Annotated in this window: 12 protein-coding genes and 1 pseudogene; 3 read left to right on the top strand and 10 right to left on the bottom strand. The window is 50.9% G+C overall.

Translation table 11 applies throughout. The features are described 5' to 3' along the window. Window positions 1–14: 14 nt before the first annotated feature. Both C2M35_RS00390 and C2M35_RS00395 read right to left on the bottom strand, forming a co-directional pair. Complete coding sequence (locus tag C2M35_RS00390; RefSeq protein WP_105258829.1) at window positions 15–1,742, bottom strand: class I SAM-dependent methyltransferase; 1,728 nt, start codon at window positions 1,740–1,742, stop codon at window positions 15–17. A gap of 128 nt (window positions 1,743–1,870) precedes the next feature. Then, window positions 1,871–2,368, bottom strand: coding sequence for a hypothetical protein (locus tag C2M35_RS00395; RefSeq protein WP_105264369.1), 498 nt, complete (start codon window positions 2,366–2,368; stop codon window positions 1,871–1,873). A 259-nt stretch (window positions 2,369–2,627) separates the two neighbouring features. Here C2M35_RS00395 and C2M35_RS00400 point away from each other — a divergent pair, with 259 nt between their 5' ends. Beyond that, entirely contained in the window at window positions 2,628–4,583 is a 1,956-nt protein-coding gene (locus C2M35_RS00400) for a GGDEF domain-containing protein (protein ID WP_105264370.1), read from the top strand. A 15-nt stretch (window positions 4,584–4,598) separates the two neighbouring features. Here the strand turns inward: C2M35_RS00400 and C2M35_RS00405 are convergent, their stop codons facing one another. Continuing rightward, window positions 4,599–6,077 carry a cytochrome-c peroxidase gene (locus C2M35_RS00405; protein WP_105264371.1) on the bottom strand — a complete coding sequence of 493 codons (1,479 nt, stop codon included), beginning with the start codon at window positions 6,075–6,077 and terminating at the stop codon, window positions 4,599–4,601. A gap of 317 nt (window positions 6,078–6,394) precedes the next feature. On the opposite strand from C2M35_RS00405, the gene C2M35_RS00410 reads away from it, so the two are divergent. Further along, a complete protein-coding gene (locus tag C2M35_RS00410) occupies window positions 6,395–8,275 on the top strand; it encodes a hypothetical protein (protein ID WP_105264372.1) in 1,881 nt (626 codons plus the stop codon). 44 nt (window positions 8,276–8,319) lie between these two features. On the opposite strand, the gene C2M35_RS00415 is transcribed toward C2M35_RS00410, so the two are convergent. After that, complete coding sequence (locus C2M35_RS00415; protein ID WP_105264373.1) at window positions 8,320–9,348, bottom strand: NADP-dependent oxidoreductase; 1,029 nt, start codon at window positions 9,346–9,348, stop codon at window positions 8,320–8,322. A 206-nt stretch (window positions 9,349–9,554) separates the two neighbouring features. On the opposite strand from C2M35_RS00415, the gene C2M35_RS00420 reads away from it, so the two are divergent. Continuing rightward, window positions 9,555–10,463: a histone deacetylase family protein gene (locus C2M35_RS00420; protein ID WP_105264374.1), complete on the top strand. Its 909-nt coding sequence runs from the start codon at window positions 9,555–9,557 to the stop codon at window positions 10,461–10,463. A gap of 74 nt (window positions 10,464–10,537) precedes the next feature. On the opposite strand, the pseudogene cyoE reads toward C2M35_RS00420, so the two are convergent. From cyoE to C2M35_RS00450, 6 genes and pseudogenes are all read right to left on the bottom strand, one after another. Beyond that, window positions 10,538–11,421, bottom strand: a pseudogene (cyoE, locus tag C2M35_RS00425) (heme o synthase). Between the two features lie 16 nt (window positions 11,422–11,437). Beyond that, the gene (cyoD, locus tag C2M35_RS00430; protein WP_105214483.1) at window positions 11,438–11,794 is read right to left on the bottom strand and encodes a cytochrome o ubiquinol oxidase subunit IV; all 357 of its coding nucleotides are present in this window, start codon (window positions 11,792–11,794) and stop codon (window positions 11,438–11,440) included. Next, a complete protein-coding gene (gene cyoC, locus C2M35_RS00435) occupies window positions 11,794–12,426 on the bottom strand; it encodes a cytochrome o ubiquinol oxidase subunit III (protein ID WP_105264375.1) in 633 nt (210 codons plus the stop codon). Before cyoC ends, cyoD begins: the two co-directional genes overlap by 1 nt. Then, window positions 12,423–14,411: a cytochrome o ubiquinol oxidase subunit I gene (cyoB, locus tag C2M35_RS00440; RefSeq protein WP_105214487.1), complete on the bottom strand. Its 1,989-nt coding sequence runs from the start codon at window positions 14,409–14,411 to the stop codon at window positions 12,423–12,425. Before cyoB ends, cyoC begins: the two co-directional genes overlap by 4 nt. Before the next feature lie 2 nt (window positions 14,412–14,413). Continuing rightward, a complete protein-coding gene (gene cyoA, locus C2M35_RS00445) occupies window positions 14,414–15,319 on the bottom strand; it encodes a ubiquinol oxidase subunit II (protein ID WP_105264376.1) in 906 nt (301 codons plus the stop codon). A 310-nt stretch (window positions 15,320–15,629) separates the two neighbouring features. After that, entirely contained in the window at window positions 15,630–15,926 is a 297-nt protein-coding gene (locus C2M35_RS00450) for a hypothetical protein (protein WP_158677878.1), read from the bottom strand. Between the last annotated feature and the right edge of the window lie 61 nt (window positions 15,927–15,987).

The raw sequence follows: 15,987 nt of genomic DNA on the forward strand, positions 1-15,987 counted from the left end.
ATAGAGCCGATAAGTTACCACTCCTGCAATTGCTGCAATTCACGTAAACGCCCGCGCTGCAATACCAAAGCGGCAAACAAGTCGTCTATCGAACGATTGCCCACTCCTAAGCCAGGTAGCGCCAGATTGGCCTCGGCGAAAAAGCGCTGCGAAAGCATGCTTTCTTTTTCCGTTTCCCAGGCTTGTTGCCACCAGTGGCGTATATGTTCCCCTGCATGAAGCAAACGGGTATTGCTAGGCAATCGGTCGCGCTTTTCATTATTGGCTTTGGGTGTACTCGGTAATAAATTCCATAAATCGTTATTTGGCCAGCGTGAAAAAGGCATGCAATGATCAACATCAAAACCTTGCTGCAGCGAACGTTGCGTCCAGACACAATGAATCGCATCACCCTCTTCAGCCATATCGGTCACTCGCTGGCGCACTTCTGTGGTCGTGCGCTTAGGGTCAAGCCAGTTTAATGCCTGAGAAAAGATATATGGCTGCTGGTTTAAGTGAATCGCATTACCGCGATAACTTGCCATGGTTTTTGCCCATTCGCTGACTAAAACGGGTTCAATCCAACAGGCATAACGATTCAGAGCTGTCCAAACATGCTCGGGCAGGGAAAATTCGCCCCATTGGCACAGACCCTCAAAATCTAAAAACAGGGTGTCCTTGGCACGAACGACTTGGCTCGCAAGCTCGAATACACAACGTTCGGTGTTGGGAAAGGTAATGTATTTGCAGGGCATATTGCGGATATTCTGCACTGCGTGGGAGAGAGTTCGATGCAAGGCTCGCGCATCCTCACCCACAAATTGGTTGCCGACGCGAAAATCTGTTGAGTTCAGGTGCCTTAATTTATGCCAGCCATCGTCTTTCATAAACCCCATGTTTGGACTGGCGTTGGGCGTTTGATACAGATCGTAGTGATCGATCAAATCCTTATACTGATGACACCAATACAAGGCGACCAAACCCGCGGGCAAAATGACGCGATTGTCCTCCCTGCGTATCACGGCTCCTGGGTGACCATCGGCAATGCGCAACAGCACCCGCATCAGTGCCAATTTATGAGTCGCAGATTTACCATCATTGAGGGCTACATGACGAATTAAACTAAAAGAGCCACTCCCATCATCAGGCAAGCGCAGTACCACTGTTTGCCAATGTACATCTGCACGATTGAGCTCGTCAGTTTGGAGCTCGGTACACAAAATACACTGCAAGCCAACTTGCGTTGCTAATTGCTTTAACGTATCGGCGCATACCTGATACATACCGCGCTCTTTGCGTTCCACCTCTCCTTGCCCATGGCGCAGGGAGATAACCAGTTGGCCGCCAGGTTTCAGTAAGTTTGCCAGCTTGCGGATCGCTCGCGGACGTTGCCCTTCGGGAATATGCATCCAAACGGCACTGAGCAAAATAAGGTCAAAACTGATTTCTTTGCTGGTAACACTTTCTAATTCCGGCAAGGAATCTTCTAGCCAATGAACCGCATAGTCTTTGGTATGTCTGGCGCCTAGCTCGGCAAGCATTTGCGCCGGCTCAACCGCATATACCTCAACATCTTGTCCGTGCTGAGCCAGATATAAGGCATCCCGACCGGCTCCCGCACCAATATCCAGCATACGACATTGTGGCTTTTGCAGTAACGGCTGAAGCAGGTGCAACCAAGCCGCATGTACCTTTTCAAAATCGGTGCTTAAGTATTGCTCGGCCAATTGCGAAGCATGCTGGTTATAAAACTGAGCGCTCAAGAAGAATCCTTTCTACTACTTATAGTTATGAAGGAAAAGTAACACACCAAATAGCAATAACAAAGGCCGGTAAACTTTTCTTGGCACAAAAAAACGCCCCTTGCGGGGCGTTCTGGTGCGTATATGAATTAATGGCGACGGCTTAGGATTTCTACAATCTCCAGGCTGTTTTCCAGTACCCGGAAAATGTCGCCGTGCATATCAACAATCACGTGGCCGTGGCGGTCGCGGCGCAGTATTCTGCCGTGACGGTATAGGTCATAATCAATATGGTGACCTACACGCCAGTAGCGGTCATGGCGGCGATGGCTGTAATGGTCGCAGTAGTAGTGACGATTACGTTTATGCTTTTTATGATAGCCATAGTAGCGGCGATCATGGTGACTGTCATAGTGGCGGTCCCTTTTATGCTTACTATGATGTTTATCATGGCGTTTTCTGTCCCGCTCGTGGCGGTCATACCGCTTTCTGTCACCTTCATGGCGATATTTGTGATCACGGTCGTCGTGATTCACCAGTTTTTTCTCTTGGCCCGGCGGTACGAAGTGTTCAGGTTTCGCCAGAGCTGCATCCAGGGGTGCCAAACAAAATAGTGCCGCACCGATAACAAATGTAGTGAGTCGCATAAGGACCTCCTTTTTCGGTCTGTTGACCTCTTTGTAATATCTTTACTCTAGTGGCAATTCCATGAACCCCAGATAAACCAACGTGTCCTTTACATTTATTTACACACGCCAAAAATTCCTTAATGAAAACTGAACAAAGTTACGCAGATATCAATCCCTACACTATACTTTTTTCTTACTACCGCGAGCTCTACTACCAACAACTAACACTAAAGAATCCGGCTCGATAACTCTTAGCTAAACAGTTGTAGGAACCAATTTGAGCAACAATGAAAATACCATCATCTTGCTTTTCGATTGTGGCGGGCTTTGCAATGCTGTCTTCCCTCGTCATTTGCAGCGCTACCTGGGCCTGCATATAGACGAGTTTGCGTTTCGTACCAGTGTCGAAACTCTGAACTTTAGCGCCCTGCTTTTAGATGAGCATTATTGGGTGAAGACCGAATGCGAGAACGGTGAGTATCAAGGTGACTTGCATGTGTGCAGCGGTGAGCTGGCATATATTATGGTTTCCCTGCAAAGACGCCTGTCCGGCTACCACCAACTGAGTAATGCCGAACGTCTGCAAAACATTATCAACAGCACCCGAGCCGGGACCTGGGAGTGGAACTATCAAACCGGGGAAGTGATCTTAAACGAGCGCTGGGCGCAAATTCTCGGCTATACCCTGGAAGAACTCTCCCCCATCTCCATAGATACTTGGCTGGAATTTGCCCACCCAGATGATATTAAGCGTTCCAACAGTGCCCTGGAGCGCCACTTTTGCGGTGACGACGAGGTTTACCTGTGCGAGGTGCGCTTAAAACACAAGGATGGCCACTGGGTTTGGGTTCGGGATTGCGGCCGGGTAGCCACCCGTACAGCCAATAATCAGCCGGAGTGGATCACCGGCACCCATATAGATATCAGCAACCGCATCAACACCATTAACGAGCTGCAGCAAGTACGTAACGAGCTTAACTCCATTATCGACAGCCTGCCGGCAGCGGTGTTTAAAAGCCCACTCAATCGGCTTGGCTACTTTACCTATATGTCGGTAGAAGTAGAGCGCATCACCGGCTATAAGGTCGCCGACATACAACGCAACAGTCATTGGTGGCTGGCGCAAATACATCCGGAAGACAGAGAAGCGCTGCAGGCGGAGTATAATCACTGGCTTGCCCAGGGAGCGCAAGGCGTGTGTAAATGCGATTACCGCTTTCGCCATAGTCAGGGCCATTATGTGTGGCTGTGCGAACATAGCCAACGCATTAAAGCACCAAAAGGCAATAATGGCGCTGAGGATGCCCTGGTTGGCTCACTGTTCGATAAAACCGAGAACATGAGCCTGCATACGCGCATGGATGCCCTGGCACAGATCATCCCGGGTATGATCTATCAATTTGTGCTGACGGCCTCGCGCTCCTGGCACTTTCTTTATGCCAGTGAGGGAGTAAAACGTATTTTCGAGGTGACACCCGAGCAGGCGCTGCAAAACCCGGCACGCATGTTGAGCAAGGTGGCCCACAGCGACAGAGAGAATATGCTTGAGGAAATCGTCCACTCGGCGGCCAAGCTGGAAGACTTCGAATGTGAATTTAAAGTCACCCTGAGCGTTGGCTACAAGTGGCTGTTTGCCCACGCTATTCCGCAGCGCCAAAGCGACGGCGGCATTATGTGGACCGGCATGGTGATAGATATAACCGAGCGCAAGCTGCTGGAACTGAGGTTGCGTAAAGAGTCGACCACAGATCCCCTAACCGGGCTTTATAATCGCCGCTTTTTCTTCGCGCAATTGCAACTGCGCCTCGACCAGGCGGTGCGCGAAGAGCAGCCATTGGCGTTGATCATTCTCGATCTTGACCTGTTTAAACAAATTAACGACAACTTCGGTCATCATGGCGGCGATTTGGTACTGCAAACCGTGGCCCAGCTGCTCAATACGGTGATCCGTAAATACGATATCGTGGCCCGCATTGGCGGCGAAGAGTTTGCCATTATTCTGCCCAATACCACACAGGAGCAAGGGGTGAGTGTGGCGGAAAAAATCCGCGAGAAAATTGCTCAGGCCAGCATTTGCATTAATCAGGAGATGGTCGAGATCACTGCCACCTTAGGGGTAGCCAGCACCGAGTATACCAAGTCTCAGGTTAATGCCTTGTTTAAACAGGCAGACTTGTGTTTGTATCAGGGCAAACGCTTGCGGCGCAACTGCGTCATTAGTAGTTCGCTGTAACGCCGCCGCTCCCTATTACAGCAAGTTGCCGTCGTCAGCATAGGCCTTTAAGCGCAAACCATCGGCGTCTTGTTCATTCTCGCCCGGCACCCATTTGTTCATGCAGCTGGGTGTTTGTGTGCAGGGATCGGTTAAGGTTGCCAAGAATGCCAATAAGTCTTCGATTTGCTGTGGCTCATAACTCTGTGGCTGCAACTGTGACTTACCCTCACTTTGCAGTCTGTCCAGTTGCGCTAAGGCCAGCTCGGTGTTGTCTCGCCAATGCGCTATTTGTATTCCCGGCTGAGTGTCATCGGGCACATAATCATTGATGCTTTGATGAGGTTGCAGGTGATGCACAAGCATATCGCTGAGCTCGGTAAAGGCGCCGCTGTGTCCCCAGGGTCCGGTTTGCGTGACATTCAGCAGGGTCGGCGTTCTAAATGCATACTTATCATCCGCCGCCTTGGTTTCCCGGTAACGGCCAAAGTCATCGTCTCCCCACTCGCCATCACCTTTACCACGACCTATCTGCGGCACCGCCAGCACATGGAAAGACTCGTCGGTGAAAAAGCCACCCTGATGGCAACTGGCACAAGCAAAGCCGCCCCGCTCGCTTGCTTTGTAAAATAGCAGCGCCCCACGCTTGGCTTGCTCGCTGATGGCATTTTGCTCGCCGTTTAGATACGCGGCCCAGGGGTTATCGATTAGCACCTGGGAGTTTTCATACGCGGCAATGGCCAGGGTGATGTTATCAAAGGTCAGCAATGAAGCTGCGCTGCCTTCGGGTTGCTCCAGGCCTTGACGAAAGGCGTCCAGCCAGTTGTTGATGGCCAGTTCGTCGGTGTTGCCCTGAAAACGCGCTTGCAGAGCGGCACGTAAATCGTCGTTATTACCATCAATAACAAAGTCAAAGCCACGCATCTCCTCTTTTGAGGTCACCGGGAATCGCGCTTGCGCCTGAGCCAGAGAAACGCCGGCCTTATCATCACGCTCGCCGAAGGCGGAGTCTGGAGTGCGCATTTCGCCTTGTTCATCTAGCACTTCGATACGCCCATCATGGAACAAGGTACGTTGATAGAATGCCAGGTTAAAGGTGCTGGGGGAGTTACGGGGAACGGTGGGCCCGCCATCATGGTGATAACCGCTGGCATCATGAAGACGACCCGGCCCAAGCAGGTCGGGCTCCAGCGCTTCCACGCCCACCGGCAAGCTTAAGGCATCGCCACCGCCTAAATTGGGGTGATGGCAGCTGGCACAGGCGGTGTCTAAATTGCCACTGAGCGCCTTGGTAAAAAATAGCTGCTTGCCTAATTGTGCCAACGGACTACCGATGGCGACGGCCTCTTGCGGTGGTGCTAAAGGGGCAATCTTGTCTGTGGCGATCAGGCTTTGCAGCTCGACTTCTACCGCAGAGGCCTCAACGGAGGGTGGCTCCTGGGTTTGAGTATCGCTGGAATCACAGGCACTCAGCATAAAGCACACGGCCAGAGGCAGCGCTATTTTTGTTGTCATTGCGTTATTCTCATTAATTGAATTTATTATTGCTTTGCTACGCCAGGCTACACATCAAGCATGCTGCAAGCTAGATAGCAGGCGTTCAGAATGCGGGCATGATATCCCAAGTGCACCTCTATTAACATTACTTAACATTACACAAGGCGCTATATTGGCATTTGAGGGAGGGTTTATACCTATACCTAGTTAAAATATAACTAGGCTATGCACTATGTAAGGGGGAAAAGCGGAATAAATGACTAGAATTCGTCCCTTAAAAAATGACATAATTACATGATTATTACAAATAAATAACAACAATAAGGGAATTATCCATGAAGAAGCTCACCTTAGCTGCCCTGATCTCTGCCACGCTCGTGGGTTGTGGGGGCTCGGACAATAATGACGATTCGACCCCGACTCCGATAAACAAAAACACTTCCCCGACGCTTAGCGGCCCCCTCACTTACGATGTAAAAGCCGCCGCAGAATACCAAGCGGTATTAAATCTAGCCGATGCCGATGGCGACACCATCTCAGTTTCGGTAGCAGATAAACCTGCGTGGTTAAACACAGAGGTAGCAAATTCGCAGCTCACTTTAACCTTAGCTCCAGGCTTTTTTGATATTGGCGAACACGCAGTTACTTTACAAGTAAGCGATGGCAAGGCCAGTGTCGATTATCAACTGACATTAACCGTAGGGGATAACCCAGAAAAATGGCAAGACATTGCGCTTGGAGATGGGGTACTCGAAGGTTTATGGACTAACCCTGCTAACGGCAATTCTTTAGCATTCACCGAAAGCAACAACGGGGTTATGACCGATGCCAATGGTGATATCCATCATTTTTCCTATGAAGTGAGTGACACAGGTTTTACTACAGATATCAAAAAATATGCCTGTCTATCATGCACAGAATATGACTCGCTGGAATTCGAAGTTGTTGCTCAAGAACAGGATAAGATTCGTGTGGTGCTGAGCACGGGTGAAACAGAAACCGTTATGAATTTAAATAAAACGGTTCACCCTGAGTTACAACCGAGCTATTTCTTCATCGACGAGCCATCAAGCTATTATGGGGTCGGCCAGCTTGCGCCAAGCACCAATAAAGCCAGCCTGCCTGTATTCTTTGCAAGAATAAAAGGGAAAGACTTCAATAGCACGACTATCAATACCCAAATAGAAGGTAATCGGCTGGTTATTCCTGCTCTTTCAGAGGATTTTTCGAGGTCATTCTATGATATCGATTATAACTATGTGGAATTATTTTTTACTCATCATATAGACGGCATTAAAGTACTGGCGCAAACGGAGCAAGGCTTAGCCATTGAGTTACTGCACTACAATGATTTAAAGGCAGAATCTCAAGGTGTCAGCTTGCTTAATCCCAGTGAGTTAGAAGACGCGCTTATGCCGCAAGCAGATGTGCTCATTTATAGCAAAGTAGATAAGATCTCTGCGCCAGCGCTGGCGACTGGTGCTAGTTACTCGGGACGCTTTATTACAGAGGCGACCACAATTGGTGAAGAAGAGTATTTGATTGGTGGTACGGTCCTGACATTGGAGTCGGCAAGCAAGGCTAAAACGCAAATTTACAGTCCTAAAACCAAGCAAAGTGAGGAACGCACTGTCACCCTGACTCAGGGCGCGGATATCCTGGCAGTAAATGATGGAACAACGACCACGGAATACAGCTTCTTTAGTAATGGAGAGAGAACCTGGGCAGCTCGGTATTTTGCAGAGTCAGAAAGTTATCTTGCCTACCCCTTTATGGAAGTGGATACCAACCTGGCATCGGCTAACACGCTGAGCGATGTTATCGGCATATACCAGCATCAGGATGCATTCACTAGCTTGGATAGCAAAGACACCACTAATTATATGTGGTTGCACAGCGACGGCTTTGGCAATTATAGCGAGCTCTTTAATTATCAGCCAAACCTGAATGAGCTCTACAGTGGACGAGACCTATGGAAGCTTGATGAAGAAGGCAGAATTCAGTTTATCTCAAACTATTATTGCCCTACTGCTACAAACTATGATGAATGTTATACCGAGACGCTGGCGACTCCAGAAGCAGTGTATTTTATGCGTTCGCTACGTCCGCTGCACAGCGAAGGTGGTCAGATCCTCTTTAGTTACAGCTTTGCCGTAAAAAGTGGTGCAAGTGACTACTCATATCAGAGCCTAAGACTGCTCAATAAAGTTGAGTAAATAGAATAAAAAAGCCGAGCAGAAGCTCGGCTTTTCTTTTCTGATTAAAGCGGTTCGTTAACTTTAACGACCATTTTACCGAAGTTGCGCCCATTGAGTACGTCGTTCAATCCCGCCGGCGCATTTTCAAGGCCTTCTATCATATGCTCCTTGTACTTGATCTTACCCTCGCTCACCCACTGTTGCATATCCTTGGCGAACTCGTCATAACGGTGGCCGTAATCATCGTAAATGATAAAGCCTTTTACCGTCACGCGCGTTACCTGCAAAAATGACATCAACTGGTATGAGCGGTCCGGCCCCTCTGGCAGCTCGTCACTATTGTACTGGGAAATATTGCCGCACAAAGGAATGCGGGCGCAGGGGTTTAATAACGGTAATACCGCATCGAACACCTTACCGCCAACGTTTTCAAAATACACATCTATGCCCTTGTCACAGACGGCGGCTAATTGCTCAGCAAAATCATCCGCCTTATGGTCGATACAGGCATCAAAGCCAAGCTCTTCAACCACGTAGCGACATTTTTCTTCGCCACCGGCAATGCCCACCACCTTGGCGCCTTTAATTTTTGCAATCTGACCCACGTTCGAGCCCACCGCACCGCTGGCCGCCGCGACCACCACGGTTTCGCCTGGCTGAGGATTGCCGATATCCAGCAAGCCCATATAGGCGGTAAAGCCGGGCATACCCAAGACACCCAAGGCCCAGGATGGCTTACTGGGATTTTTACCCAGGTTAATCGCCATCTCGCCTGTGCTGATGGCATAGTCCTGCCAGCCGTTAATCGACAGCACCCAGTCACCGACGGCATAACCATCCAGGTTAGACTCCACTACTTGCGCCACCGTGCCACCGAACATCACCCCGCCAAGAGCAACCGGCTCGGCGTAAGACTTGGCGTCACTCATGCGCCCACGCATATAAGGGTCGAGGGAAAGATAAACGGTACGCAGTAGCATTTCCCCTTGTTTTGGACTCGGGATCTCCCCCTGGTGCAAACGAAAGTTTTCGGCTGTGGGTTCCCCGACCGGGCGTGAGTTCAACAGGATTTGACGATTAACTGTATTCATTAATAATTCCTAAACATTTTTGAATGGTTACTCAAGTATAATTGGGATCGTCACTCGGCTTTCAAGACGGCAAAGCGTTGCAAAGTGTAATTCTAGGTAATAAAGCGTTATTAGCGCTAACAAGTCGAGGCGCGCCAGTGAAGAAACCTGGGCAAAGGCGTTCATCATTCGGTAGACTCTTTACAAAAGTCCCGTTGTCGAATCTCATGAGCTTTAACCCGCATTTGCCCCTGGTTTATCACCCAAATTACTCATTCAGCTTTGATCCCAACCATAGGTTCGTAATGAGCAAATTTGCGCGCCTGTATAAGCATGTGAAGGAGTTGGGCTTAGTGCGAAACAACCTGCATCAACCGGAAATAGGCTATCCGGAAGATCTCGCCCTGGTTCACTGCGACACCTATATCGACGATCTGTGGCACAATCGTCTCGATGCCAAGGCCATGCGGCGCATCGGTTTACCCTGGTCACCCAGCTTAATGGCCCGTACCTTTACCGCCCCGCTGGGAACACTGAAAACCGCCCGCCTGGCACTTAAAAATGGGCTTGCCTGTCATCTCGCCGGGGGTACCCATCATGCGCATTATGATTTCGGCTCCGGCTACTGCATGGTTAACGACCTGGCCTTCACCGCCCAAACCCTGATCCAATCGGGCGAGGTGACCAATGTGCTTGTCTTTGATCTGGATGTACATCAGGGCGATGGCACCGCAGCGCTTTTGCAACATCAGCCCTATGCCTACACCTGTTCAATCCACTGTGAGAAGAACTTCCCGTTTCGAAAATGTGCCAGCGATCTCGACATAGGCCTGGCCAATAATATGGGCGATGAGGAATATTTGGGCATAGTCGATGACACCCTCAGCCATTTATTGCACAGCTTAAACCCAGATTTAGTGCTCTACGATGCCGGCGTCGATATCTGGCAAGAGGATGGCCTGGGCAAGTTGGATATCAGTTGGCAGGGCATAGCACGTCGGGATCACCTGGTTCTCAAACGCTGCCTGGAGCACAATACCCCGGTAGCAACCGTAATAGGCGGTGGCTATGACAAGGATCATGCCCGCTTAGCGGCGCGTCACGCCATCGTCGTAGAGCAGGCCGCACGCCTGTAAGAAAAAAGGCTCCGAGGAGCCTTTGCTTATCATTTACTATTGGGAATATGCCGCTTTGGCGCGCTCACCTGAGACTAGGTCAGCGCTATGAGCTGTGGACCCGCGGCATGATAATCCACAGCCATGGTAATGCTTAAAATGGTGATATTAACGATGGAAAAGGCAAACACCTGCCTTGCCCAACCGGAAACATCGATATTGCGACGATAGCCGCGCAGCGCCATCAGCAACCACCAGAAACTGGTGGTGCAGGCCACCGCCGTAAAGGCCAAGCCGGTGTAGCCACCAAGGGGCAGCAAGATCACCACTAAGGCATATAAGGCGATGTACAAGACGATTTGCCGCTTGGCCCGCTCGATTCCCTGTGCCACGGGGAGCACAGGAATGTTGGCGTCTTGATAGTCTTGATAGCGAAAGATAGCGATGGCGTAGGAGTGTGGCATTTGCCAGACGCAGAACATCAGTAGCAAGACGGCGGCACCGGCATCGAACTGGCCGCTTACCGCACAATAGCCCACCACCGGCGGTACCGCCCCCGACAAGCTGCCCACCAGGGTGCCATACACCGAATTGCGCTTCATATAGAGGCTATAGACGCCTACATAAATAACAAACCAAAGGCTGCAAAGCCCAACGCCAAGGTATTGGTGTACCAGTACAATGCGCCAAAACCTAATACCGCCAACACCAAGGCGTGGAACAATGCCGCCGTTGCCGACATTTCGCCCGTTACCGTCACTCGGCGTTTGGTGCGCGCCATCTTGGCATCGATATCGCGGTCAATGACATTATTGATGGCACAGCCCGAGGCCACCACCAAAGACAATCCGACCAAGGTTGCCAGCATCAAGGCAAGGTCCACTTCCCCGCGAGCGGCTAGCAAGAAGCCCCCCGCGACGGAAATAAGATTCCCCATAATGATGCCGGGTTTGGTCACCGTAAAGTAACGACGAAACATAAGCACGACCCTTTTCTTAGTACATCATCATGGCGTTGGATTCATAGATGATCCACACCGACAGGCCGACCACCATAACGATGATCAGGGCACTAAAAATAAACGACACACTGTTGGCCTTGCCCTCATCGGTGACAAAGTTAAGGTGTAAGAAGTATTTCAAGTGCACCCAGATTTGCACTATGGCCGCCACCACCACGGTGGCCATAGTACTGCCTTGCGACAGCGCCCCCGTCATCACCGCCCAAAAAGGGATGGCGGTTAACAACACCGAGAGCACAAAGCCGATAACATAGTCTTTAACCTGACTAGACGCCTGCTGATGGCTTATTTCTTCAACTATTTCAATTTGTTGAATTTCGCTATGACTCATTACATGGCTCCCATCAAGTACACTACGCTAAACACACAGATCCAAACGATGTCCAGGAAGTGCCAAAACAAACTCAGGCAGCTTAAACGGGTCACCGTTTGCTTGCCCAAACCACGGCGCAGCACTTCAATCATCATCACCGTCATCCAAATCAAACCGGCAGTAACGTGCATACCGTGCAGGCCCACCAAGGAGAAGAAGGAGGTTAAAAACGCACTCTGCTGTGGCCCGTTACCATGGGCAATCAAATGATGGAATTCATACACTTCCATGCCGATAAAGACGGCGCCAAAGGCAAAGGTGACCGCCAGCCAACCCAGAGTCTGTGCTTTTTTCTGGCCGTTGGCGGCTATCATGGCAAAACCAAAGGTAATACTGCTCAGCAGCAGCGCCGCCGTTTCCACTGCGACAAAGTCGAGTTCAAAGATATCCTTGCCGGACACGCCGCCGGCGGTATTCATATAGAGCACCGCATAGGTTGCAAAAAAGGACGCAAACAACAAACAGTCGGTCATCAGGTATAACCAAAAACCGAATACAGTGTTGCCGCCGCTGTCATGATGCTCATGGTGGTGCTCATGCGCGTGCACGCCCGCTAAGGCATTGATTGAAGCTGAAGTTGTGGCACTCATAGCGACCCTCCCGCTGTAGCTTGCTGAATATGGGCGCCTTCGATGCGTTCAATTTCATCAACCGGCACGTAGTAATCGACATCCCTGGTGTAACAACGCTTAATAAACATGGCGATGGCACCGGCTAGGCCTACCATGGCCAACCACCAGATATGCCAGATCATGGCGAAGCAAAATAGCGTGATCCCGGCACTCATCAGTACACCCGCCGAGGTGTTCTTCGGCATATGGATAGGCGCGTAACTTAATCCTGGCTGATAGGCCTTGCCCTGCTCTTTCACCTCGGTCCAGGCATCGATATCCGAAACCACCGGAGTTTTGGCAAAGTTGTAGTATTGCGGCGGTGATGCCGTTGACCACTCCAGGGTGTGACCATTCCAAGGATCGCCACTGGTGTCTTTAAGCTGCTCGCGGTTTTTGTAGCTCACATAGAGTTGGATCACCTGGCAGACAATGCCAACCATGATGATCACCGCACCGACAAAGGCAATGTACAGCCAGATATTCCAATCCGGGTTATTGGTGTGGTTAAGACGGCGGGTCATACCCAAAAAGCCCAGCACGTACAGCGGCATAAAGGCCACGAAGAAGCCCACCAGCCAGCACCAGAAAGACGCCTTGCCCCAACGCTCATCGAGCTTATAGCCCATGGCTTTAGGGAACCAGTAAGCAAACCCGGCCAGGTAGCCGAACACCGCACCACCGATAATGGTGTTATGGAAGTGGGCAATCAGGAACAGGCTGTTGTGCAGCACATAGTCGGCACCCGGGATGGCCAGTAACACGCCGGTCATACCGCCAACGGTAAAGGTCAGCATAAAGCCGATGGTCCACAGCACCGGCACGGTAATGCGCAGGCGCCCGCGATACATGGTGAACAGCCAGTTAAACAGCTTCACCCCGGTGGGCACGGCTATCACCATGGTCATGACCCCAAAGAAGGCGTTGACGTTGGCACTTGAGCCCATGGTAAAGAAGTGGTGCAGCCAGACGATAAAGCCGAGGATAGAAATGGCGCCGCTGGCATAGACCATTGACTTATAACCGAACAGGCGTTTGCCGGTAAAGGTGGAGATCACCTCGGAGAAAATGCCGAAAGCAGGCAAGATCAGGATATATACCTCAGGGTGACCCCAGGCCCAAAACAGGTTGATATACATCATGGCATTACCACCGGCTTCATTGGTGAAGAAGTGGAAGTCCAGGTAACGATCAAGCGTTAACATCGCCAATACCGCCGTCAAAATAGGGAAAGAGGCGGCGATCAGGATGTTGGCCCAGGTACAGGTCCAGGTAAAGATGGGCATTTTCATCAGGCTCATACCCGGCGCACGCATCTTAAATACGGTGACCAGGAAGTTCACCGCGGTCAGCAAGGTGCCAAGCCCGGATATTTGCAGCGCCCAGATATAGTAGTCGACCCCCACGCCCGGGCTAAAGGAGAGCTCGGATAAAGGCGGATACGCCACCCAACCGGTTTTAGCAAATTCCCCCAGTCCAAGAGACAGGTTGATCAACACGGCACCGCCGGCGGTCAACCAAAAGCTGAGGTTGTTCAAAAACGGAAAGGCCACATCACGAGCACCAATTTGCAAAGGCACTATGATGTTCATCAAGCCAATCATAAAGGGCATGGCCATAAAGATGATCATGATCACCCCATGGGCGGTAAAGATTTGGTCATAATGCTCCGGCGGCAAATATCCCGCCGCGCCGCTGGTGGCCATGGCCAGTTGCGTACGCATCATAATGGCGTCGGCAAAACCGCGAAACAGCATGATCAGCGCCAAGGTGATATACATCACTCCCAGGCGTTTATGGTCGATGGAAGTGATCCACTCATACCAGAGCACTCCCCACTTTTTGTATTTTGTAAGCGCGGCCGCCAGTAGCAAGCCGACCACGGCCACCACCGCCAAGGTCACCATAATAATGGGCTCATGGTAGGGGATGGCATCGATTGATAGCTTTCCAAATAAACTCATATTCACTCCTCGACGCCGTGCTGGATGTGCGCCGAATGCTCGGGTTTAGCGTAATAGTTCATCTCGCCATGACCCTGCATATACTTCATAACAATGCTGTGGAATAAGCCGTTTTCCACGGCGCCATAGTAGGTAACCGGGTGGTATTCACTGGGCTTGGCAAGTTGCTCGTAAGTGGCCTTGTCCAATGTCTGCCCCTTTGCCTTCACCTCGGCCACCCAGTTATCGAAATCCGCCTGGGTTGGCGTGGCAATGGCATCAAACTGCATTCCGGTGAAACCGGCGCCGCTGTAGTTGGCGGAAAATCCATTAAAGGTGCCGGCTTCATCGGCTATCAGGTGTAATTGGGTTTCCATGCCGGCCATGGAATAAATTTGGCTGCCCAATTGCGGGATAAAGAAAGAGTTCATGGTGCTTTCCGAGGTGATCTTATATTCCACCGGTACATTGGCTGGGAACACCAGTTCATTCACCGTGGCTATGCCCTGCTCGGGATAGATAAACAGCCACTTCCAGTTTAACGACACCACTTGCACCTTGAGGTGCTCGCCCTTGCCTTCAAGCGGCTTATAGGGGTCCAGCGACTGGGTCGAACGCCAGGTGATCACCCCCAGCACTATGATGATGACAATCGGAATGGTCCATACCGCCGCTTCTATCTTGGTGGAGTGGGCCCACTTGGGTGCATAAATTTCATGGTCACGACCATCGCGGTATTTCCAGGCAAAATACAAGGTCATGACAATCACGGGGATCACCACAAGTAACATAAGAAGAGTGGCGATAATGATGAGGTTTTTCTCATCCACGCCAATTTGCCCCTTGGGGTCCAGCACTCCGCCGCTACAGCCGCTGAGCGCCAGCACCATCAGGGCCAGAGCTATTGAAAAGAGTTTGCGAGTTAACAAAACACTACCCTACAACCTAAAGGTTAAACCTCGCCACCGGCGCGCGAGTGTATATCCGACGCACGGGGCCTGAGATGTTTAAGCACGGCATAGCTATGCTCAAAGCGCATTAATTCGCGGTAGTAAGGTATTTTTTGGTTGGCAGCACACACGGAAATGAATGCAAACCAGAGGTGCCCGACGCACCGCGAACAATACTGCGGTGGGTTGACTGTGTTCAGTGACAGGTATTAAGCAGACGCACTGAGGCCGTTACTTGGAAAGACGCATATTCCTACTTGTGCACAACAAGGTGTAACGGTGCTGACAATCAACCGGCAATGAGGGGTGGCGCGCGACAACCGTGGGCATCGTGCACCGGTTGGCTGCGCGTGGGCGCAACAAAGGCAAAGGCCGCTTTACGCAGAAAAATACCCGCGCGTTTGGCCACAAAGACATGAAATAACAACCAACACAGACCAATCAGCAACTGCGCACTGAGCACCGGATGGGCAAGGAATTGCGCCAAGGTCACCAGCACAGATTCATGCTGTAGGCCATTGCCAAGCGCGGCCTCCAGTTCAGCTGCATCACCCAGCACACCGCTAAATAACAGTATGAGGTTCATGCACACAAACACCAACGCCATGGTGACTGCCCGCCCATACACACGACTTTGCTCCACATTC

It is taken from the genome of Pseudoalteromonas sp. T1lg76 (assembly GCF_002964725.1).
Taxonomy (GTDB): Bacteria; Pseudomonadota; Gammaproteobacteria; order Enterobacterales; family Alteromonadaceae; genus Pseudoalteromonas.